Consider the following 22,637-nt stretch of genomic DNA (forward strand, 5'->3'; position numbering starts at 1 on the left):
GGTTGGGCCGGTCGGCGGACATACCTCAGTGGGGGCGATGCCACGCTCCTATCAAGTCACGCCGGCCGGTCCTTCACACCTGATGCCGACAAAACGCATGCACACCAACCCGAAGGCGGCACAAACCCTACGAGCCAGACACCAGGTGCAAAGGATCCAACCACCGCACTAAGCGGCGACCCCACCCTGACACTGACCAGAACCCTAGTGCGGTCTGCTGAATGAAGGTGTATGACGTGGATATGGACACCGCGACGCTGTTGAAATCCGTTCCCACCGGTCTGTGGATCGGCGGTGAGGAACGCGAAGCCACGTCGACGTTCAACGTGCTCGACCCCAGCAGCGACGATGTGCTGACCGCGGTCGCCGACGCCACCGCCGATGACGCCGTCGCCGCGCTGGATGCGGCCTGCGCGGTGCAGGCGGAGTGGGCGGCCACGCCGGCCCGGAAGCGTGGCGAAATCCTGCGTTCGGTGTTCGAGGCGATCACCGCGCGCGCCGACGACATCGCCACACTGATGACCCTGGAGATGGGCAAGGTGCTGGCCGAGAGCAAGGGCGAGGTGACCTACGGTGCCGAGTTCTTCCGCTGGTTCGCCGAGGAAGCCGTCCGCATCGACGGCCGCTACACCCAGAGCCCCGCCGGCAACGGCCGCATCCTGGTCACCAAACAGGCTGTCGGCCCCTGCTACGCCATCACCCCGTGGAACTTCCCGCTGGCGATGGGCACCCGCAAGATGGGTCCGGCGTTCGCGGCCGGCTGCACGATGATCGTCAAGCCCGCGCAGGAAACGCCGCTGACGATGCTGCTGTTGGCCAAGCTGATGGACGAAGCCGGCTTGCCCAAAGGCGTGCTGTCGGTACTGCCGACCAGCAGCCCCGGCCCGGTCACCGAGACGTTGCTCGACGACGGCCGGTTGCGCAAGCTGACCTTCACCGGCTCCACCGGGGTGGGCAAATCACTGGTCAAGCAGTCGGCGGACAAGCTGCTGCGCACGTCGATGGAACTCGGCGGCAACGCGCCGTTCGTCGTGTTCGACGACGCCGACGTCGACGCCGCGGTCGACGGCGCCGTCCTGGCCAAGATGCGCAACGGCGGTGAGGCCTGCACCGCGGCCAACCGCTTTCACGTCGCCAACGCGGTCCGTGCGGAGTTCACAGACAAGCTCATCAAACGGATGGAAGAGTTCACCCTCGGCAACGGGCTCGACGACGCGTCGAAACTCGGGCCGCTGATCAACGCCAAGCAGGTCGCCACCGTGACCGAGTTGGTGTCCGACGCGGTGTCGCGTGGTGCGACCGTCGCCATTGGCGGCGTCGCCCCCGGCGGACCCGGCAACTTCTATCCGGCCACCGTGCTGACCGATGTACCCGCCGACGCGCGGATTCTCAAAGAGGAGGTCTTCGGGCCGGTGGCACCGATCACCGGCTTCGACACCGAAGAAGAGGGTATTGCGGCGGCCAACGACACCGAGTACGGCCTGGCCGCCTACGTCTATACCCAGTCGCTGGACCGCGCCCTGCGGGTGGCCGAAGGCCTCGAGTCGGGCATCGTCGGGATCAACCGCGGCGTCATCTCCGATGCAGCGGCGCCGTTCGGCGGCATCAAGGAGTCCGGGTTCGGCCGCGAAGGCGGCACCGAAGGGATCGACGAGTACCTGGAAACCAAGTACATCGCGCTGACGAAGTAGACCCGGATCACATCAGCCCGCTGCCCCGCGCGCGCCTCCCTGAACGGGTGCCGCGGCGCCCATAGACTTCCTTGCTCGTAGCCGGCCGCTCGCACGCGGCCGCTCGCACTCGGACAAGGAGGAGGGCCCCGGGACGTGACAGCCGTGAGCGCGGCGCCGATCCGTGTCGGGCCGCGCCGATATGTCGGTCCCGGGCAGGCCATTCCGGCGCTGGACGGGGTGCGGGCACTGGCCGTCGGGCTGGTGCTGGCCGCCCACGGGGGTGTGCCGGGCTTCTCCGGCGGCTTCCTCGGCGTCGACGTGTTCTTCGTCCTCAGCGGATTCCTGATCACCTCGCTGCTGCTCGACGAGATCGGCCGCACCGGGCGGATCGGGCTCAAGAGCTTCTGGATCCGCCGCGCCCGCCGACTGTTGCCCGCTTTGCTGGTGATGGTGCTGACCGTGGTGCTGGTGCGCGAGCTGTTCGCCGCCGAGTCGATCGCGAACCTGCGCACCGAGGCGGTTGCCGCGTTCTTCTGGGTGTCGAACTGGGTGTTCGTCGGCGACCACACCGACTACTTCTCCCAGGGCGCACCGCCGTCCCCGTTGCAGCACACCTGGTCGCTGGGGGTCGAGGAGCAGTACTACCTGTTCTGGCCGCTGCTGCTGGCGGCGGTGGTGGCCGGGCTCGCGCGGATCGCCTACCGCCGGGGGGTGCCGCTGTCGACCCGCGTGGTGCGGTGGGCCGTGCTGGCGATCGCGATGCTCGGGTGTCTGGCGTCGGCGGCGGCGACGATGCTGTTCACCACCGAGGAGTCACTCAACCGGGTGTACTTCGGCACCGACACCCGCGCGCAGGCGCTGCTGGTCGGCGCCGCGGCCGCGGCGCTGGTGGTCCGGGACTGGCGTGGCATGACCGCCGGTGTGGAGAGCCTGCGCAGCCGGTGGGCGCGCGGGCTGTGCTGGGCGCTGCCGGTCGTCGGTTTGGTGATGCTGGTGACGGCGGCCCGTTTCGCCACGGGCAGCGCGCAGGAGTTCCGCAGTGGTCTGCTGATCATCGTTGCGGTGGCCGCGATCCTGATCATCGCGCCGGTCGCATTGGTGCAGGACGGCCCCGTCGCCAAGGTGCTGTCCATGGCGCCGCTGGTCGGCCTCGGCGCGATCTCCTACGGCGTCTACCTGTGGCACTGGCCGATCTTCCTCCTGCTCAACGGTGAACGCACCGGAAGCGAGGGCTGGCAGCTGTTCGCGCTGCGCTGCGCTGCCACCATCGCCGTCGCGGCGGTGTCCTGGTGGCTGATCGAGCAGCCGATCCGGGAGTGGAGGCCGCGCGTGGTGCCGATGCTTCCGCTGGCCACCGCCACTGCGGCGACGGCTGCGGTGGTGACGATGACCGTCATGCCGCCCGGTGTGGCACCGATGAAAACGCCGGATCCGCTCATCGACTCGGCGGCGCTCGTCGCGCCTGAGATCCCGGTCGAGGTGACACGGCCGGCGCGCCAGCGGGACCCGGCGGATCTGCAGGTCGCCGTGTTCGGCGACTCGATAGCGTGGACGTTGATGCGGTACCTGCCCGAGACCCCGGGTGTCGAGTTCGCCGATTACACCACGATCGGCTGCGGCATCGCCCGCGGCGGACCGTACGAATACGTGGGGCAGGAGCTCAACCAGAAGCCGGAGTGCGACGCCTGGCCGAGCCGCTGGGCCCAGCGCATCGCGCACGCCCAACCCGATGTGGTGCTGCTGGTCGTCGGCCGCTGGGAGGTCGTCGACCGGATGAACGAAGGACGGTGGACGCACATCGGGGAACCGGGGTACGACGCCTATCTGCGGGCCGAACTGCGCCGCGCGCTCGACATCCTGGGGTCGACCGGCGCGCCCATCGTCGCGACCACCGAACCGTACAACCGGCGCGCCGAGAAGCCGGACGGCAGCCTGTACCCCGAAGACCAGCCCAAACGTGTCGAGGCCTGGAACGCGCTGCTGCGCAGCGTGGTTGCCGAGCGGCCCCATGCCTCGGTGCTCGACCTCAACCGCAAGCTCAGCCCGAACGGTTACTACCAGACCAGGGTCGACGGCATCCGGCTGCGCAGCGACGGCGTGCATCCCACCCCGGAGGCGGTGGAGTGGCTGACGCCGTGGCTGGTCGAGGGGCTCACGCCGCAGTGATTTCGGCGTGCTCGTCGTCGCTCAGCGTCGATAATCACGCCGAAATCGCTAGTGACCCAGGCGGCCGCGGCCCAGCCTCAACAGCAGCATCGCGAGGTTCTTGCCCTCGACGCCGAGCTCGCTGTAGCGCTCGATGACCTTCATCTCACGGCTGTGCACCAACCGGGTACCGCCCGAGGCCATCCGGGCCCGGCCGATGGTCTGGGACACCTCGGTACGGCGTTTGACCGCGGCGAGGATCTCCGCGTCGAGGCGGTCGATCTCTCTGCGCAGCTCGTCGATATCGGGCACCTGGGTGGGCTCCGTCGTCGTCATGTCTCGTCCTCCGGGTTCTCGTTGTGTGCAGGTTCCGTACGGTTTCGGGCCTCACACAAGAGACGAGCCCCGGATCCGTTGCGGACCGCGGGGCTGTAGGGGAAGCAGCTAGACCACGGGCACCGCAGGCCGGTACCCGTAGAAAAATCGCCACTGCGCACAAAGCACCTCACGAGTGTGCCACTACCCGCCGTGCCAGCGCAAAGAGTGTCACACCGCAGCGGTAGGTTGGTAACGATATGACTTCGCTCTACCCCGCTACCGGAACAGATGAGCTCCTCGAGGGGCTCAATCCGCAGCAGCGCCAGGCCGTCCTGCACGAGGGCTCGCCGCTGCTGATCGTCGCCGGTGCCGGCTCCGGCAAGACCGCGGTGCTGACCCGCCGCATCGCCTACCTGCTGGCCGCCCGCGACGTCGGGGTGGGGCAGGTGCTGGCGATCACGTTCACCAACAAGGCCGCCGCCGAGATGCGCGAGCGCGTGGTCGGGCTGGTCGGGCCGCGTGCCCGCAACATGTGGGTGTCGACGTTCCATTCCACGTGTGTGCGGATCCTGCGCAACCAGGCCTCGCTGCTGCCGGGACTGAACTCCAACTTCTCGATCTACGACGCCGACGACTCGCGGCGGCTGCTGCTGATGATCGGCAAGGACATGGGGCTCGACACCAAGAAGCATTCTCCGCGCCTGCTGGCCAACGGCATCTCGAACCTGAAGAACGAGTTGATCGGCCCCGAGCAGGCGGCTGCGGAAGCGTCCGAGGCCGCCGACGACCTCGCCCGCATCATCGCCGAGGTGTACGGCGAGTACCAGCGCCGGCTGCGCGCGGCCAACGCGCTGGACTTCGACGACCTGATCGGTGAGACGGTGGCGGTGTTGCAGGCGTTCCCGCAGATTGCGCAGTACTACCGGCGTCGGTTCCGGCACATCCTCGTCGACGAGTACCAGGACACCAACCACGCGCAGTACGTACTGGTGCGGGAGCTTGTGGGGACCGAGACGGTCGACGGGGTGGCCCCCGCCGAGCTGTGCGTGGTCGGTGACGCCGACCAGTCGATCTACGCCTTCCGCGGGGCCACGATCCGCAACATCGAGGACTTCGAACGCGACTTCCCTGATGCGACAACGATTCTGCTGGAACAGAACTACCGCTCCACGCAGACCATCCTCAACGCCGCCAACGCGGTCATCGCCCGCAACGCCGGCCGTCGGGAGAAGCGGCTGTGGACCGACTCCGGGGAAGGCGAGTTGATCGTCGGCTACGTCGCCGACAACGAGCACGACGAGGCACGGTTCGTCGCCCAGGAGATCGACGCGCTCGCCGACTCCAGCGGCGAGTTCACCTACAACGACGTCGCGGTGTTCTACCGCACCAACAACTCCTCACGCGCGATCGAAGAGGTGTTCATCCGCGCCGGCATCCCGTACAAGGTTGTCGGCGGCGTGCGGTTCTACGAGCGCAGGGAGATCCGCGACGTCGTCGCCTACCTGCGGGTGCTCGACAACCCCGGTGACGCGGTCAGCATGCGGCGCATCCTCAACACCCCTCGCCGCGGCATCGGCGACCGGGCCGAGGCCTGCGTGGCGGTGTACGCCGAGAACACCGGCTCGAATTTCAACGACGCCCTGCTCGCGGCCGCCGAGGGCAAGGTGCCGATGCTCAACACCCGCTCCGAGAAGGCCATCAAGGGGTTCGTCGACCTGCTCGACGAGCTGCGTGGCGGCCTCGACGGCGAACTCGGGGAGCTCGTGGAGGCGGTGCTCGACCGCACCGGCTACCGCGCCGAACTCGAGTCCTCCACCGACCCGCAGGACCTCGCCCGTCTGGACAACCTCAACGAACTGGTCTCGGTGGCACACGAATTCGCCACCGACCTGGCCAACGCCAGGGCGCTGGCCGACGAAGAGCCGCAGGACGAAGATGTCCCGGATACCGGCGTGCTGGCGGCCTTCCTCGAACGCGTGTCACTGGTCGCCGACGCCGACGACATCCCCGAGCACGGCGCGGGGGTGGTCACCATGATGACCCTGCACACCGCCAAGGGCCTGGAGTTTCCGATCGTCTTCGTCACCGGTTGGGAAGACGGCATGTTCCCGCACATGCGCGCGCTCGGCGACCCGATCGAACTGTCGGAGGAGCGGCGGCTGGCCTATGTCGGCATCACGCGGGCCCGGCAGCGTCTGTATCTGAGCCGGGCGAAGGTGCGTTCGTCGTGGGGGCAGCCGATGCTCAACCCGGAGTCCCGATTTCTGCGGGAGATCCCGGCGGAGCTGATCAACTGGCGCCGCGTCGAGGCGCCGCAATCCCGGTTCTCGGCGCCGGTCGGCAACGCGGGCCGATACGGCACCCCACGCCCGTCGCCGACGCGCGCCGCCGCGGGTAAGCGGCCGATGGTGGTGCTCGAGCCCGGTGACCGCGTCAACCACGACAAGTACGGGCTCGGCCGCGTCGAGGAAGTCTCCGGCATGGGTGAGTCGGCGATGTCGCTGATCGACTTCGGCAGTGCCGGTCGGGTCAAGCTGATGCACAACCACGCGCCGATTCAGAAGCTGTAGCGGCGCTGCTCAGGTCCGGGCCCAGCGTCCTGTCTGGGGCAGTGCCGCCAGTCCGATGGTGACGACAGGCAGCAGCGGCAGCGCATAGACGACGCTGGGCAGTGTCGCGCCGGCGATGAAGAGCCCGGTGAACATCAGCAGCGCCACCACGGCGCCGACGACGACCAGAAACCGGCCGGTGCGTTGCCGCAGCAGCATCATGATCAGCCCGGTGATGTTCGCGGCGGCCGAGATCGCGGTGAGGAACCCCATCGCGACACAGAACAGAGGATCGGTGCGCCACCAGCCGGTGATCAGATCGGTGGCGATGACCGCGGTCGCCCAGCCGGACACGATGGCGGCCACGGCGGTCGCGATCGCTGCGCCGGGGCCGGGCCGGCCCTGGGCGGCCGGTTCGTCGGCTATCGGGGTGACGAGGCTGGTGGGCGCATCGTCGGTCCGATGCTCCTCGCGCAAGCGCTCGTCGGTCCGATGCTCCTCGCGCAAGCGCTCGTCGGCGACGACGGGTACTTCGCCGGTCGGGTGACGGCGGATGATGCCGGTCTGGTCGGTGGACGGGCTACGCGGGGCGCGGCGCAGGATCCGGGTTTCTGCGTCGGCGTCGGACGCATCGGCAGACGGGTGATCGTCGCGGGCCACTCAGCCAAAGTAGCTGCCGGGCGTCAGCCCGCGCTTGGACAACCAGCCGACCGGGTCGACCCTGGTGCCACCGAGGTGAACCTCGAAGTGCAGGTGCGGCCCGGTCGAGTTGCCGGTGTTGCCCATCTTGGCGATCTGGTCGCCGGCCATCACCCGGTCACCGACGTTGACCAGGATGGAGCTGTTGTGGCCGTACAGGGTCACGGTGCCGTCGGCGTGGCGCAGCTTGACCATGTTGCCGTAACCGCCTTCGGCGCCGGCGGAGATGACGACGCCGTCGGCCGCCGCCACGACCGGGGTGCCGATCGCGTTGGCGATGTCGATCCCGGCGTGCAGCACGCCCCAGCGGTAGCCGAAACCGGATGTCCACACTCCGCGCGTCGGCATCGCGTACTGGGGTCGCGACAGCCGCGCCTCACGCTCGGCCCGCTCCTGCGCGAACGCGGCGGCCTTGGTGATCTCCTCGGCGTGCACGGACGCCGATGCGGCCGGCGCGACGGTGACGATCTGCACGCCGTCCATCGACTCGGCGCCGATGCCGGTCTCCGTCTGCGCCGAGGCGAGGACGGTGTCGGCGGGGTCCTTCTGCGCGCTGTTGGTGACGGTGTAGGCGCCGGCGGCGGTGGCGCCCACGGCCATCGCGGCGACCATCAGGCGGCCCTTGACCGGGACCTCCTGCTTGCGGTGGGCGCCCCGGCGGCCGCGCATGTCGATGATGTCGGTCTTGGCGGTGCCGTCGCTGAGGTCGGTGTGACTCTCGCGATAGGCCCGCGCCGAGGGCTGCAGCCCGACGGCACGGAACTCCGCTGGCACGGCCAGCCGCAGCGGCGTGAGGTCGTCGGTGTCGGTCAGATCATCGAGCTCGGGCGCATGCATCACCTGCGCTTCGCGGTCGAACGCCGCGTGCGGGAGGACGTCGAGATCGGAGAAATCGCTGATCGGGCCGAACTCGTTGAACGGAATGATGTCGGTGATTTCGCTGGGACCAGGTGCCGCGACAGCTTCGTAGGGCCGAGGCGAGCGATGCTGAGGCAACCTGAAATGTCCTTGTCGTCGTGATCAGACCGTTACTAAGACCAGTGGACGTTAACCAAATTCCAATCCAAGAGGCAACCCGAGCGCACCATCACCTCACGATTGTGATTTGAATCACCAACAGGCTGCGGTGAGATCGACCACATGATCGGTGGGCGGTAACAACGGTCAACGCCCGGGTCGATACAGTTCCCCACGAGCCCGTCGGGCCGCAAGTTTCTAGCCGCAGACAGACAGAATGTTTCGGAGTCCATGGACCTCTTCGAGTATCAGGCGAAAGAACTCTTCGCCAAGCACAACGTACCCACCACCCCTGGCCGGGTGACCGATTCCGCCGAGGACGCGAAGGCGATCGCCGAGGAGATCGGCCGGCCCGTGATGGTCAAGGCGCAGGTCAAGACCGGCGGTCGGGGCAAGGCCGGCGGCGTGAAGTACGCCGCGACCCCCGACGACGCGTTCACCCACGCGCAGAACATCCTGGGCCTGGACATCAAGGGCCACGTCGTCAAGAAGCTGCTGGTCGCCGAGGCCAGCGACATCGCCGAGGAGTACTACATCTCCTTCCTGCTCGACCGCGCCAACCGCACCTACCTGGCCATGTGCTCGGTCGAGGGCGGCGTGGAGATCGAAGAGGTCGCCGCCACCAAGCCCGACCGGCTGGCCAAGGTGCCCGTCGACGCCACGAAGGGTGTCGACGAGGCGTTCGCGCGCGAGATCGCCGAGAAGGGCCACCTGCCCGCCGAGGTGCTCGACGCCGCCGCGGTGACGATCGCCAAGCTGTGGGAGGTGTTCGTCAAGGAAGACGCCACGCTGGTCGAGGTGAACCCGCTCGTGCGTACGCCGGACGATCAGATCCTGGCCCTCGACGGCAAGGTGACCCTGGACGCCAACGCCGACTTCCGCCAGCCCGATCACGCGCAGTTCGAGGACAAGGACGCCACCGACCCCCTGGAGCTCAAGGCCAAGGAGAACGACCTCAACTACGTCAAGCTCGACGGACAGGTTGGCATCATCGGCAACGGAGCCGGCCTGGTCATGTCCACGCTGGACGTGGTCGCCTATGCCGGGGAGAAGCACAACGGGGTCAAGCCCGCGAACTTCCTCGACATCGGCGGCGGCGCGTCGGCCGAGGTGATGGCCAACGGTCTCGACGTGATCCTCAACGACGAACAGGTCAAGAGTGTGTTCGTCAACGTGTTCGGCGGCATCACCGCCTGTGACGCGGTGGCCAACGGCATCGTCAACGCGCTGAAGATCCTCGGCGACGAGGCCAACAAGCCGCTGGTGGTTCGCTTGGACGGCAACAACGTCGAGGAGGGCCGGCGCATCCTGGCCGAGGCCAACCACCCGCTGGTGATCCAGGCCGACACGATGGATTCCGGCGCCGACAAGGCCGCCGAGCTGGCGAACAAGTAAGGGACGCAACCACATGTCTATCTTTCTGAACAAGGACTCCAAGGTCATCGTCCAGGGCATCACCGGCGGTGAGGGCACCAAGCACACCAAGCTGATGCTCAAGGCCGGCACCCAGATCGTCGGCGGGGTGAACGCGCGCAAGGCGGGCACTGAGGTCAGCCATCAGGACAAGAATGGCCAAGACGTAAAGATCCCGGTGTTCGGCAGTGTCGCCGAGGCGATGAAGGAAACCGGCGCCGACGTGTCGATCGCCTTCGTGCCGCCGAAGTTCGCCAAGGACGCGATCATCGAGGCCATCGACGCCGAGATCCCGCTGCTGGTCGTCATCACCGAGGGAATCCCGGTGCAGGACACCGCCTATGCGTGGGCCTACAACGTCAGCAAGGGTGAGAAGACCCGCATCATCGGCCCCAACTGCCCGGGCATCATCACGCCCGGCGAGTCGCTGGTCGGCATCACGCCCAACAACATCACCGGCAAGGGCCCGATCGGGCTGGTGTCGAAGTCGGGCACGCTGACCTACCAGATGATGTACGAGCTGCGCGATCTCGGCTTCTCGACCGCGATCGGCATCGGCGGCGACCCGGTCATCGGCACCACCCACATCGACGCCATCGAGGCGTTCGAGAAGGACCCCGAGACCAAGGTGATCGTGATGATCGGCGAGATCGGCGGCGACGCGGAGGAGCGGGCGGCCGACTACATCAAGGCCAACGTCTCCAAGCCGGTCGTCGGCTACGTCGCGGGCTTCACCGCCCCCGAGGGCAAGACCATGGGCCATGCCGGTGCGATCGTGTCCGGCTCGTCGGGCACCGCGGCTGCCAAGAAGGACGCCCTCGAGGCCGCCGGGGTCAAGGTCGGTAAGACCCCTTCGGAGACCGCTCGGCTGGCTCGGGAGATCTTCGAGGGCCTGTAACGATTTCTGCCTGCCGCAGCTCCAGCAAGCGCGTAACCCCCCGCATGCTCGCGGGGGGTTTTCGCGTCTGCCGGCCGGTGTGGCGACCCGGGCGGGCCGCACCCGATGTGTAACGTGTTGCAGTTTTCGGTTAGCCTGACGAATTAACGGTTGTCAGGAGGTCTGTCATGCGTGTTGACCCGCACACGCCCGTCGTCGTCGGCATCGGGCAGTTCACCGAACGCATCGACGACCAGAACTACCGTGGGCTCTCGGCGGTCGACCTCGCCACCGAGGCGACGCGCGCCGCGCTCAGCGACACCGGCGCCGACGCGGCCAAGGTCGCGCAAGCCATCGAGGTGTTCGCGGGGCTGCGGCAGTTCGAGATCTGCACACCCTTCGCCGACCCGCCGCTGGGCGCGTCGGACAACTACCTGCGCTCGGTGGCGCAGCGGGTGGGTGCCGATCCCCGACGGGCAGTGTTGGAGCCGATCGGCGGCAACGGTCCGCAGAAGCTGATGACCGAGTTCGCCGGCGCCATCGCGGCCGGCGAACTCGAGGTGGCGCTCATCGTCGGCTCCGAACCCGGCTCGACGGCGAAGTACTTCGCCGACAAGGACCACAAGCCGGACTTCACCGAGCACGTCGGTGGCCAGCTCGAAGACCGCGGCTACGGGTTCGAGCAGTACATGAGCGAATACACCGTCGCCCACGGGCTGACCGGGGCGCCGGTGCAGTACGGACTGCTCGACAATGCGCGGCGCGCCGCGCTGGGGGTCGGTGTCGCGGAGTACCGCAGGCAGATGGCCGAACTGTTCGCTCCGTTCTCGGCGGTCGCGGCGAAGAACCCCTATTCGTCCTCGCCGGTGGAGCGGTCGGTCGACGAGATCGTCGCCGTCACCGACGACAACCGGATGATCTGCGATCCGTACCCGCGCCTGCTGGTCGCGCGCGACACCGTCAACCAGGGTGCGGCCGCGATCGTCATGTCGGTGGCGGCCGCAAGCCGCCTCGGGGTCCCCGAACACAAATGGGTCTACCTTCGCGGCCATGCCGACCAAACCGAACAGGCCCTGCTCGACCGGGAACGGCTCGGTGTCAGCGTGTCCGCCAGACAAGCTGTGGCAGAGGCACTTCGGGTGGCCGGCATCGGCATCGACGATGTGTCCACCTTTGACCTCTACAGCTGCTTCCCGTTCCCGGTGTTCGCCGTGTGCGACGAATTCGGTGTGGCCGCCGACGATCCGCGCGGGCTCACGCTGACCGGTGGTCTGCCGTACTTCGGCGGTCCCGGCAACAGCTATTCGCTGCACGCGATCGCCGAAACGGTCTCCGCGATGCGCAGCAATCCGGGGTCCTTCGGTCTCGTGGGCGCCAACGGCGGTGTGATGAGCAAGTATTCGGTGGGCGTGTACTCCACCGACCCCGGCGAGTGGAGCGCCGACCGGAGCCGGGAGCTGCAGGCCGACATCGCCGCGCTGCCGACGGTTGCGGTCACCCGGCATCCCGACGGGCCCGCCACGATCGAGACCTACTCGGTCCGTTACGACTGGCCGGTGCGTACCGGGATCATCGTCGGACGCCTCGACGCCGACGGGTCGCGGTTCATGGCGCTGACCGAAGACCCGGAGTTGGTGGCGTTGATGAGCGACGGTGACCCGCTGGGCGCCGCGATCTCGGTGACGCCGGACGGCGACGTCAACCGGGCGGTCTTGCGGTAGCGCCGCCAGTCAGGCCACGGCGGCGGGCCGCCAATCAGACTAAAGCGCTGAGCTTGCCGGCCAGCCGCTCGACGTAGGCGGCGACCTCGGCGTCGGATTTGTCGGGCAACCCGAACAGCACCTCGGTGACACCGATCTCGCGCCAGTGGGCCAGCTTGTCGGCGTCGGGCTTGAAATCCAGCGCGACGATCTGCGGGGCGCCGTCGCGGCCGGCGGCCGCCCAGGTGTCCTGCAGCAGCTTCACCGGCTCGTCGATGACGAAATCACGCGGCGTGGTGATCCAGCCGTCGGCCGAGCGCGCAATCCACTTGAAGTTCTTTTCGGTACCGGCGGCGCCGACCAGCACCGGGATGTGTGACTGCACCGGCTTCGGCCAGGCCCACGACGGCCCGAACGAGACGAATTCGCCGTCGTATTCGGCCTCTTCCTGAGTCCACAGGGCGCGCATGGCCTCCAAATACTCGCGCAGCATGGTCCGGCGGCGCCCGGGTGGCACCTTGTGGTCGGCCAGTTCGTCGGTGTTCCAACCGAAACCGACCCCCAGTGACACCCTGCCGCCCGACAGGTGGTCGAGCGTGGCGATCGACTTGGCCAGCGTGATCGGGTCGTGTTCGACCGGCAGCGCGACCGCGGTGGACAACCGCACCCGCGATGTAACGGCGGCCGCGGTGCCCAGTGACACCCACGGATCCAGTGTCCGCATGTAGCGGTCGTCGGGCAGCGTCTCGTCGCCGGTGGTGGGATGCGCGGCCTGGCGCTTGATCGGGATGTGGGTGTGCTCGGGCACGTAGAAGGTACTGAAGCCGTGATCGTCGGCCAGCTTCGCGGCCGCCGCCGGCGTGATCCCGCGATCGGAAGTGAACAGCACCAACCCGTAGTCCATCCGTGAATTAGAACGTGTTTCAGTCTGTCGCCGCAAGGGCGCCTCTGTCCGGGGGCCGAAACCGCGTCGTCCGTCCGGTGCCGGTGGTCGAGCGGCGAGAGACCCGCGGCGCCCCGAGCGGCACCCGGACCACTGACCGACCCACAGCTCGGTGCGCTAGCGTGGGTCATCGAACTCAGGCGGTCTATCGCGATCGCAGTCGAATCCGTCGTCGAACCGATGCGGCGCCCGACAGCACAGGAGAGGTCATGTCGTACCCACAAGGCCCGCCCGGAGGCCCCGGCTACCCGGGCGCTCAGCAGCCCACGACCCAGTTTTCCGCCCCGACCCAGCAGTTCGGCAAGGTGTCCGATCAGGACTTCGGTGCGCCGTTGGCGAGCAAGCTGCCGCTGTACCTGACCGCCGCGGTCGCGGTGCTCGGTCTGCTCGTCTACCTGTCCAGCTTCGCGCCGCAGTTCACCGTCTCGTCGTCGGACTTCCCACTGCTCGGCGAGATCACCGGTAGCTCGGTCGGGCTGATGCTGGCGGTCATCGCCTCGGTGGTCGCCGCTCTGGTGGCCGGCCTCGGTCTGCTGCCCAAGCAGCGCAGCCCGTTCAACGTCGCCGCGATCGCGGCCGTGCTGAGCTTCCTGCTCGTGATCGCCGAAGTGGTCAACAAGCCCGGCGACGCGTCGGTGGGCTGGGGCCTGTATCTCGTCATCGCCTTCACGCTGCTGCAGGCGGCGGTCGCCGTCGTCGCGCTGCTGTTCGACTCCGGCATCGTCAACGCCCCGGCGCCGCGACCGAAGTACGACCAGAGCCAGCAGTACGGCCAGTACCCGGGCTACTACGGGCAGCCGCCGGGGCAACCGCAGCACGGGGGACATCAGCAGCAGCGGCCCGGGTACCCGACGCCCTACGGCGGCGGCAGCGGTTACCCGAGCACCGGCCCGTCGACCGGCGGTTTCCCGGCGACGTCACCCCCGTCGACGCAGACCACGCCGCAGTCGGCACCGCAGTCCGGCCCCCCGACTCCGCCGACGGGTTTCCCGACCTACGGTCAGCCCCCCTCGGGCAACGCACCCGGCGCGCAACACCCCCCGTCGTCATCCTCGCAGTCGGGTCAGCAGTCGTCGTAGTCTGAGCCGCGCGTGCGCGAACGTCGCGCCACCGAGCGTGTACGAGGAGCGGCTTCCGTAGTGAACGGTCCACCAGTCGGGACGCGCCAGGCGCGTGGCCTGTTGCGGGTGGCGTTCGGCCCGTCGCTGGTGGCGTTGGTCCTCATCGCTGCGGTGGTCCTCCTGCAGCTGCTCATCGCCAACAGCGACATGACCGGCGCGCTGGGCGCGATCGCGAGCATGTGGCTGGGCGTGCACCAGGTGCCGGTGTCGATCGCCGGTAACGCGCTGGGCGTGATGCCGCTGCTGCCGGTGCTGGCGATGATCTACGGCACCGCGCGGACCACGGCGTCCGCCACCGCCAGCTCGTCGTGGTTCGTGACCCGCTGGGTGGTTGCCTCGGCGCTGGGCGGACCGGTGCTGGTCGCGGCGATCTGCCTGGCGGTGATTCATGACGCCGCGTCGGTGCTGACCGAGCTGCAGACCCCGGACGCACTACGGGCGTTCGGCGGCGTGGTCGTAGTGCACGCGATCGGCGCGGCGGTCGGTGTGGGCTCGCGGACCGGACGACGCCTCCTGCACGCCACCCCGCTGCCGCGCTGGCTGCCCGATGCGGTGCGCGCGGCGGCGGCCGGGGTGCTGGCCCTGCTGGGTCTGTCGGGTGCGGTCGTGGCCGGCTCGCTGGTCGTGCACTGGTCGACCATGCACGAGCTGTTCTCGATCACCGACTCGGCGTTCGGCCAGTTCAGCCTCGCGGTGTTGAGCGTGCTGTATGTGCCCAACGTGATGGTCGGAGCCGCGGCGGTGGCCGTGGGCTCCAGCGCGCACGTCGGGTTGGCCACGTTCAGCTCCTTCACCGTCTTCGGCGGCGAGGTGCCCGCGCTGCCGATCCTGGCCGCGGTTCCGACGCCGCCGCTGGGGCCGGTGTGGGTGGCGTTGCTGATCGTGGCCGCCGTCGCGGCGGTGGCCGTGGGCCAGCAGTGCGCCCGCCATCCGCTGCCGCCTCTGCAGGCCACGGCGAAAGTGGTGGTCGCCGCCGCCGTGGCTGCCCTGGCGATGGCGCTGCTGGGCTTCGCCGGCGGCGGTGAACTGGGCAATTTCGGGGATGTAGGCGTCGACCAGGCGACGTTCGGGCCTGCGGTGTTCCTGTGGTTCGCCGGGATCGGCGGGCTGACCGTGGTGATGTCCGGTGGTCTGCAGCCGCGGGTGCGCCCGGCCCCCGCCCCCGCCGAACCGGAACCCGACGACGCGGACGTCGCCGATCCCGACACCGAGATCATCGACGTCGACCCGGTCACCGCGCCGGTCGACGTCGACCCGCCGGCAGACGAGCCCGCCGCTGCCGATCCCGAGCCGATGGGTCCGCCGATCGACGACGCGGCGCCGCCGGCCGATTTCGACCCGGAAGAACACTTCGTCGTCGACGAGGGCGGGGAGGACGGTTCTCCCGGCAACCGTGCCCGCGGCGCGCAGTGAGCACACATTAGGCTGCTGGCGTGCAGCCTGACGTCCGAGTGCCCCCGAGTGCTCCGGCGCGGCTCGTGGTTCTGGCCTCCGGCACCGGCTCCCTGCTCGCCTCTCTGCTGCAATCGGCGGTCGGGGACTACCCGGCGCGAGTGGTGGCCGTCGGGACCGACCGGGTGTGCCCCGCCCTGGAGATCGCCGCGGCTGCGTCGATACCGACGTTCACCGTTCGGGTCGGCGACCATCCGGACCGCGCCGCCTGGGACGCCGCGATCACCGAGGCCACCGCCGCGCACCAGCCCGATCTGGTGGTGTCGGCGGGGTTCATGAAGATCCTTGGCGCGGCGTTCCTTTCCCGGTTTCCGGGACGGGTGGTCAACACCCATCCGGCGCTGCTGCCGGCGTTTCCCGGCGCCCACGCCGTGGCCGACGCGCTGAGCTACGGGGTGCGGGTCACCGGGTGCACCGTGCATCTGGTCGACGCCGGCACCGACACCGGGCCCATCATCGCCCAGCAGGCCGTCCCGGTGCTCGACGGCGACGACGAGGCCACGCTGCATGAACGAATCAAGGTGATCGAGCGACAGCTCTTGGTGGAGGTCCTGGCGGCGCTGGCAACGCGCGGCGTGACCTGGACGGGAAGAAAGGCAACCTTAGGATGAGTGCGACCGAGGGCCGGCGGCAGATCCGCCGGGCGTTGATCAGCGTCTACGACAAGACGGGACTGGTGCCGCTCGCGCAGGGGTTGCACGAGGCCGGCGTGGCCATCGTCTCGACCGGGTCGACCGCGAAAACCATTGCCGGCGCCGGTGTCCCGGTGACACCGGTGGAGGACGTCACCGGCTTTCCGGAGGTACTCGACGGTCGGGTCAAGACGCTGCACCCGCGTGTACACGCCGGTCTGCTCGCCGATCAGCGCAAGCCCGAACACGTCTCGGCGCTCGAGGAGCTCGGTGTCGACGCGTTCGAACTGGTGGTGGTGAATCTGTATCCGTTCACCCAGACGGTCAACTCGGGTGCGGACGCCGACGAGTGCGTGGAGCAGATCGACATCGGCGGGCCGTCGATGGTGCGCGCCGCGGCCAAGAACCACCCGAGCGTGGCCGTGGTGGTCGACCCGCTCGGCTACGACGGCGTACTCGCCGCGGTGCGGGCCGGCGGTTTCACGCTTGCCGAGCGGAAGAGGCTGGCCGCCTTGGCGTTCCGTCACACCGCCGAGTACGACGTGGCTGTCGCGTCGTGGATGGATTCGGTGCTGGCCCCCGAAGAGACCTCTGGGACAGCGCCGTTGCCGCCGTGGTTCGGTGCGACGTTCCGGCGCACCGCGGTGCTGCGCTACGGCGAGAACCCCCACCAGAGCGCGGCCCTCTACGGCGATGAGAGCGGCTGGCCCGGGCTGGCGCAGGCCGAGCAGCTGCACGGCAAGGAGATGTCGTACAACAACTACACCGACGCCGACGCCGCATGGCGCGCGGCGTTCGATCAGGACGACATTTGCGTCGCGATCATCAAGCACGCCAACCCGTGTGGCATCGCGGTGTCCTCGGTGTCGGTCGCCGACGCGCACCGCAAGGCCCATGACTGTGACCCGTTGTCGGCCTTCGGCGGAGTGATCGCCGCCAACACCGCGGTGAGCGTCGAGATGGCCGAGACGGTGGCCGAGATCTTCACCGAGGTGATCGTGGCCCCGGCCTACGAGCCCGGTGCGGTGGAGGTGCTGGCCCGCAAGAAGCACATCCGGGTGCTGGTGGCCTCCGAACCCCCGCGCGGCGGCACCGAGTTCCGTCAGGTCAGCGGTGGATTGCTGCTGCAGCAGCGCGACGCGCTCGACGCGGCCGGCGACGACCCGAACAACTGGACGCTGGCCACCGGCGAACCCGCCGCTCCGCAGACGCTGGCCGATCTGGCATTCGCGTGGCGGACCTGCCGCGCGGTGAAGTCCAACGCGATCGTCGTGGCCAAGGACGGCGCGACCGTGGGCGTGGGCATGGGGCAGGTCAACCGGGTCGACGCCGCGCGGCTGGCCGTGGAACGGGCCGGGGAGCGCACGCGCGACGCGGTCGCGGCATCGGATGCGTTCTTCCCGTTCCCCGACGGCCTCGAGACGCTGATCCAGGCCGGAGTCACCGCCGTGGTGCACCCCGGCGGATCGGTACGGGACGACGAGGTCACCGCGGCCGCCGAGGCGGCCGGGATCACGCTCTACCTCACCGGTGCGCGGCACTTCGCTCACTGAGGAGTCGCGAGTGTTCGCCGAGTGTTGAGCTATGGCACGGACGAACCCTCGGGGCGTGACATGACTCAACGTTCGCCGCAGCGATCGACGAGTTATCCACAGGCCGGTCGGTCGGCGGCGGTGAACTGTCAGGGCGGGGTGTCACCGTCCCCGGCATGGGGACCACCTCGCCTTTCCTCGGCACTGAATCCGAGCTGAGCCGACGCGTACTGCGCAGCCGCCATCAGCGCTTGTACCGCAACGTCTACCTCCCTGCCGGGGCGCCGCTGACACCGGTGGTCCGCGCCGTCGGCGCTTGGCTCTGGTCGGGCCGGGCAGCGACCGTCGCCGGGCTGTCCGCATCGGCTCTGCACGGCGTGCGGTGGGTCGATGCGCAAGCTCCTGCCGAGTTGATCCGGACGCAGGCCGGCGCCGTCGACGGAATCGTGATTCACCGGGAGACACTCGTCGCCGACGAAGTGTGCGTCGTGCGCGGCATCCCCGTGACGACTCCCGAACGCACGTCCTTCGATCTCGGGAGATGGAGGCCCCTCATCGACGCTGTGGTGCGGGTCGACGCGCTGGCCCACGTGACCCGACTGACGGCCGCGCACATCGAACCGCTGGTGCAGCGCCATCGCGGTGCGCGTGGACTCGCCCGACTTCGGACGGTGCTCGCGCTGATGGATGGCGGCGCCGAGTCGCCGCAGGAAACCAGAACGCGGCTCCTGCTGCTGGCTGCGGGGTTTCCGCGTCCTCGGACGCAAATCCTGGTGTGCGATGACCACGGGTATTTCATCGGACGCCTGGACATGGGATGGCGGCGGTGGAAGGTCGGCATCGAATACGACGGACCCCAACACTGGACCGACCCCGCGGTGCGCGCTCGCGACATCGATCGGTCCGCCGAGTTGCAGCAGCAGGGCTGGACGATCATCCGAGTCAGCAGAGACATCATGAAATACCGACCGGAGGTGTTCCTGACGCGAGTGCGCGACGCGATGCGACGCGGCGGGTGGCTCGACTACGAGCGGATCCGCCTCGATGCCGGGCTCGAGAGCTGGTCCGGTCACCCAGTGTTGGACTGATGCACGCCGAGGGGCGCCGAGCGCGTCGTAAGTCAACGCTCGCCGGTGACGTCACCGGTGACGTTCGTCGGGCAACTGGTGCCGCCACTCGACAGGAGTCGTAGCGTGGTGTGGTGACTTCACCTAACGACTTGCCCCGGACCGTCGGCGAACTGCGGGCCTCGGGGCATCGGGAACGCAGCGTCAAGGCCGAGATCCGCGAGAACCTGCTGGCCGCGCTGAGCTCCGGGGCCGACGCCGAACAGCTGTGGCCGGGCATTCTCGGGTTCGAGGACACCGTGATCCCGCAACTGGAGCGCGCCCTGATCGCCGGGCACGACATCGTGCTGCTCGGCGAGCGCGGCCAGGGCAAGACACGGTTGCTGCGTGCGCTGAGCGGGCTGCTCGACGAGTGGACGCCGGTGATCGCCGGTGCCGAACTGGGTGAGCACCCCTACAGCCCGATCACCCCGGAGTCGCTGCGCCGGGCCGCTGATTCCGGCGACGACCTGCCCATCGCCTGGAAGCACCGCAGCGAGCGGTACACCGAGAAGCTGGCCACCCCCGACACCAGCGTCGCCGACCTGGTCGGTGACATCGACCCGATCAAAGTCGCCGAGGGCCGCAGCCTCGGGGACCCGGAGACCATCGCCTACGGACTCATCCCGCGGGCACACCGCGGCATCGTGGCGGTCAACGAGCTGCCCGACCTCGCCGAGCGCATCCAGGTCGCGATGCTCAACGTGATGGAAGAGCGCGACATCCAGGTGCGCGGCTACACGCTGCGGCTGCCGCTCGACGTGCTGGTGGTGGCCAGTGCCAACCCGGAGGACTACACCAACCGCGGCCGGATCATCACCCCGCTCAAGGACCGCTTCGGCGCCGAGATCCGCACGCACTATCCGCTCGAGCTCGACGCCGAGGTCGGCGTCATCGAGCAGGAGGCGCACCTGGCTGCCGAGGTCCCGGCCTATCTGCTTGCTGTGCTGGCACGGTTCGCGCGCAGCCTGCGCGAGTCGAACTCGATCGACCAGCGGTCGGGTGTGTCGGCGCGCTTCGCGATCGCCGCCGCCGAGACCGTGGCCGCCTCGGCCCGGCACCGGGCCGCGATCCTGGGTGAGGACGAGCCGGTGGCCCGCGTGGTGGACCTGGCCACGGTGATCGACGTGCTGCGCGGCAAGTTGGAGTTCGAGTCGGGCGAGGAGGGCCGCGAGCAGGCCGTGCTCGAGCATCTGCTGCGGCGCGCCACCGCCGAGACCGCCCAGCGGTTGCTCGGCGGCATCGACGTCGGTCCCATCGTCACCGCCGTGGAGAACGGCTCGCCGGTCACCACCGGGGAGCGGGTCTCGGCTCGCGAGGTGCTGGGCGCACTGCCGGAGGTGCCGGCGGTCGCGGAGATCCAGCGCCGCCTGGACGCGACGTCGGAGGGCCAACGCGCGGCCGCGGTGGAGCTGGCGCTGGAAGCGCTGTATCTGGCCAAGCGCATCGACAAGGTGACGGGTGAGGGCGAGACGGTCTATGGCTAAATCAGCGCGGTATTCGCGCTACACCGGCGGCCCGGATCCGTTGGCCCCGCCGGTGGACCTGCGCGAGGCGCTGGAGGCCATCGGCCAGGACGTCATGGAGGGCACGTCGCCTCGCCGGGCGCTCTCCGAGCTGTTGCGTCGCGGATCGCAGAACATGCGTGGTGCCGACAAGCTGGCCGCCGAGGCCAACCGGCGCCGCCGCGAGCTGCTGCAGCGCAACAACCTCGACGGGACACTGGCCGATATCAAGAAGCTGCTCGACGAGGCGGTGCTGGCCGAACGCAAGGAGCTGGCACGCGCGCTCGACGATGACGCCCGCTTCGGCGAACTGCAGCTGGAGTCGCTGTCGCCGTCGCCGGCCAAGGCGGTGCAGGAGCTGTCCGAATACCAGTGGCGCTCGCCCGAGGCGCGCGAGAAGTACGAGCAGATCAAAGATCTGCTCGGGCGCGAGATGCTCGATCAGCGGTTCGCCGGCATGAAGGAAGCGCTCGAGAACGCCACCGACGAGGACCGTCAGCGGGTCAACGACATGCTCGACGACCTCAACGACCTGCTGGACAAGCACGCCCAGGGCCAGGACACGCAGCAGGATTTCCAGAACTTCATGGCCAAGCACGGCCAGTTCTTCCCGGAGAATCCGCGCAACATCGACGAGTTGCTCGACTCCCTGGCCAAGCGCGCCGCCGCCGCACAGCGGTTCCGCAACAGCTTGTCCGAACAGCAGCGCGCCGAGCTGGACGCGCTGGCTCAGCAGGCGTTCGGCTCGCCGTCGCTGATGAACGCGCTCAACCGCCTGGACTCCCACCTGCAGGCCGCTCGGCCGGGTGAGGACTGGGACGGTTCCCAGCGGTTCTCCGGAGACGATCCGCTGGGCATGGGTGAGGGTGCGCAGGCGCTGGCCGACATCGCCGAGCTCGAGCAGCTCGCCGAGCAGTTGTCGCAGAGCTACGCCGGGGCCACCATGGACGACGTCGACCTGGACATGCTGGCCCGCCAGCTCGGTGACCAGGCGGCCGTCGACGCGCGCACCCTGTCTGAGCTCGAGCGCGCGCTGATGAACGAGGGGTTCCTCGACCGCGGCGCCGACGGGCAGTGGCGGCTGTCGCCCAAAGCCATGCGTCAGCTCGGGCAGTCCGTATTACGCGATGTGGCGCAACAGCTTTCGGGCCGGCACGGCGAGCGCGACACCCGTCGCGCCGGCGCGGCGGGGGAGCTGACCGGGGCGACGCGGCCATGGCAGTTCGGAGACACCGAGCCGTGGAACGTGACCCGCACGCTCACCAACGCGGTACTCCGGGAGGCCGGAAACCCCGGGAGTCGGCCCGGCTCGGGCATTCAGATCACCGTCGACGACGTCGAGATCTCCGAGACGGAGACCCGCACCCAGGCCGCGGTGGCACTACTGGTCGACACCTCGTTCTCGATGGTGATGGAGAACCGCTGGCTGCCGATGAAGCGGACCGCACTGGCGCTGAGCCACCTGGTCAGCACCCGCTTCCGCTCCGATGATCTGCAGATCGTCGCGTTCGGCCGGTACGCCCGCACCGTAACCGCTGCGGAGTTGACCGGGCTGGAAGGCGTCTACGAGCAGGGCACCAACCTGCACCACGCCCTGGCCCTGGCTGCCCGCCACCTGCGCCGGCACCCCAACGCGCAACCGGTGGTGCTCATCGTCACCGACGGTGAGCCCACCGCGCATCTGGAGGACTTCGACGGGAACGGACGCTCTGCGGTGTTCTTCGACTACCCGCCGCATCCGCGCACCATCGCCCACACGGTGCGCGGGTTCGACGACGTCGCGCGCTTGGGTGCGCAGGTCACGATCTTCCGGTTGGGCAGCGACGCGGGACTGGCCCGGTTCATCGACCAAGTCGCGCGCCGGGTCGGCGGTCGGGTCGTCGTGCCCGACCTCGACGGGCTGGGCGCTGCGGTGGTCGGTGACTATCTCAACGCCAAGCGGCGCCGCCGCTGAG

Annotated in this window: 17 protein-coding genes; 13 read left to right on the forward strand and 4 right to left on the reverse strand. The window is 68.9% G+C overall.

The features are described from left to right. Positions 1-242 precede the first annotated feature (242 nt). Together G6N31_RS26115 and G6N31_RS26120 are read left to right on the forward strand one after the other, a co-directional pair. Complete coding sequence (locus G6N31_RS26115; protein ID WP_098006013.1) at positions 243-1,691, forward strand: NAD-dependent succinate-semialdehyde dehydrogenase; 1,449 nt, start codon at positions 243-245, stop codon at positions 1,689-1,691. Between the two features lie 135 nt (positions 1,692-1,826). Beyond that, positions 1,827-3,839, forward strand: coding sequence for an acyltransferase family protein (locus G6N31_RS26120; RefSeq protein WP_098005960.1), 2,013 nt, complete (start codon positions 1,827-1,829; stop codon positions 3,837-3,839). 48 nt (positions 3,840-3,887) lie between these two features. Here G6N31_RS26120 and G6N31_RS26125 read toward each other — a convergent pair whose 3' ends face one another. Next, positions 3,888-4,154: a chorismate mutase gene (locus G6N31_RS26125; protein ID WP_098005962.1), complete on the reverse strand. Its 267-nt coding sequence runs from the start codon at positions 4,152-4,154 to the stop codon at positions 3,888-3,890. Between the two features lie 239 nt (positions 4,155-4,393). Here G6N31_RS26125 and pcrA point away from each other — a divergent pair, with 239 nt between their 5' ends. After that, a complete protein-coding gene (gene pcrA, locus G6N31_RS26130) occupies positions 4,394-6,706 on the forward strand; it encodes a DNA helicase PcrA (RefSeq protein ID WP_098005963.1) in 2,313 nt (770 codons plus the stop codon). Positions 6,707-6,715: 9 nt separating this feature from the next. On the opposite strand, the gene G6N31_RS26135 is transcribed toward pcrA, so the two are convergent. Beyond that, the gene (locus tag G6N31_RS26135) at positions 6,716-7,345 is read right to left on the reverse strand and encodes a hypothetical protein (RefSeq protein WP_098005966.1); all 630 of its coding nucleotides are present in this window, start codon (positions 7,343-7,345) and stop codon (positions 6,716-6,718) included. Further along, complete coding sequence (locus tag G6N31_RS26140; RefSeq protein ID WP_098005967.1) at positions 7,346-8,380, reverse strand: M23 family metallopeptidase; 1,035 nt, start codon at positions 8,378-8,380, stop codon at positions 7,346-7,348. 252 nt (positions 8,381-8,632) lie between these two features. On the opposite strand from G6N31_RS26140, the gene sucC reads away from it, so the two are divergent. From sucC to G6N31_RS26155, 3 genes are all read left to right on the forward strand, one after another. Beyond that, positions 8,633-9,796, forward strand: coding sequence for an ADP-forming succinate--CoA ligase subunit beta (gene sucC, locus G6N31_RS26145; RefSeq protein WP_098005969.1), 1,164 nt, complete (start codon positions 8,633-8,635; stop codon positions 9,794-9,796). A 13-nt stretch (positions 9,797-9,809) separates the two neighbouring features. Continuing rightward, complete coding sequence (sucD, locus tag G6N31_RS26150) at positions 9,810-10,712, forward strand: succinate--CoA ligase subunit alpha (protein ID WP_098005971.1); 903 nt, start codon at positions 9,810-9,812, stop codon at positions 10,710-10,712. 167 nt (positions 10,713-10,879) lie between these two features. After that, the gene (locus G6N31_RS26155; RefSeq protein ID WP_098005973.1) at positions 10,880-12,412 is read left to right on the forward strand and encodes an acetyl-CoA acetyltransferase; all 1,533 of its coding nucleotides are present in this window, start codon (positions 10,880-10,882) and stop codon (positions 12,410-12,412) included. 34 nt (positions 12,413-12,446) lie between these two features. On the opposite strand, the gene G6N31_RS26160 is transcribed toward G6N31_RS26155, so the two are convergent. Beyond that, positions 12,447-13,295, reverse strand: coding sequence for an LLM class F420-dependent oxidoreductase (locus G6N31_RS26160; RefSeq protein WP_098005975.1), 849 nt, complete (start codon positions 13,293-13,295; stop codon positions 12,447-12,449). 248 nt (positions 13,296-13,543) lie between these two features. On the opposite strand from G6N31_RS26160, the gene G6N31_RS26165 reads away from it, so the two are divergent. The 7 genes from G6N31_RS26165 to G6N31_RS26195 all read left to right on the forward strand — a co-directional run bounded on the left by G6N31_RS26165 (position 13,544) and on the right by G6N31_RS26195 (position 22,636). Beyond that, on the forward strand, positions 13,544-14,413 hold the full coding sequence (locus G6N31_RS26165; RefSeq protein ID WP_098005976.1) for a DUF5336 domain-containing protein: 870 nt from the start codon (positions 13,544-13,546) through the stop codon (positions 14,411-14,413). A 60-nt stretch (positions 14,414-14,473) separates the two neighbouring features. Further along, positions 14,474-15,868 (forward strand): cell division protein PerM, encoded by a 1,395-nt coding sequence (locus tag G6N31_RS26170; protein WP_098005978.1) that lies wholly within the window; start codon positions 14,474-14,476, stop codon positions 15,866-15,868. Positions 15,869-15,888: 20 nt separating this feature from the next. Continuing rightward, positions 15,889-16,518: a phosphoribosylglycinamide formyltransferase gene (gene purN, locus G6N31_RS26175; RefSeq protein ID WP_098005980.1), complete on the forward strand. Its 630-nt coding sequence runs from the start codon at positions 15,889-15,891 to the stop codon at positions 16,516-16,518. After that, entirely contained in the window at positions 16,515-18,092 is a 1,578-nt protein-coding gene (purH, locus tag G6N31_RS26180; RefSeq protein WP_098005981.1) for a bifunctional phosphoribosylaminoimidazolecarboxamide formyltransferase/IMP cyclohydrolase, read from the forward strand. The genes purN and purH overlap by 4 nt, the downstream gene beginning before the upstream one ends. A gap of 155 nt (positions 18,093-18,247) precedes the next feature. Continuing rightward, positions 18,248-19,159: a type IV toxin-antitoxin system AbiEi family antitoxin gene (locus G6N31_RS26185; protein ID WP_098005983.1), complete on the forward strand. Its 912-nt coding sequence runs from the start codon at positions 18,248-18,250 to the stop codon at positions 19,157-19,159. A 113-nt stretch (positions 19,160-19,272) separates the two neighbouring features. After that, the gene (locus G6N31_RS26190) at positions 19,273-20,664 is read left to right on the forward strand and encodes a sigma 54-interacting transcriptional regulator (protein WP_163722394.1); all 1,392 of its coding nucleotides are present in this window, start codon (positions 19,273-19,275) and stop codon (positions 20,662-20,664) included. Then, positions 20,657-22,636 (forward strand): VWA domain-containing protein, encoded by a 1,980-nt coding sequence (locus tag G6N31_RS26195; RefSeq protein ID WP_098005987.1) that lies wholly within the window; start codon positions 20,657-20,659, stop codon positions 22,634-22,636. Before G6N31_RS26190 ends, G6N31_RS26195 begins: the two co-directional genes overlap by 8 nt. The last annotated feature ends 1 nt before the right edge of the window (position 22,637 follow it).

Source organism: Mycolicibacterium duvalii (assembly GCF_010726645.1).
Lineage (GTDB): Bacteria > Actinomycetota > Actinomycetes > Mycobacteriales > Mycobacteriaceae > Mycobacterium > Mycobacterium duvalii.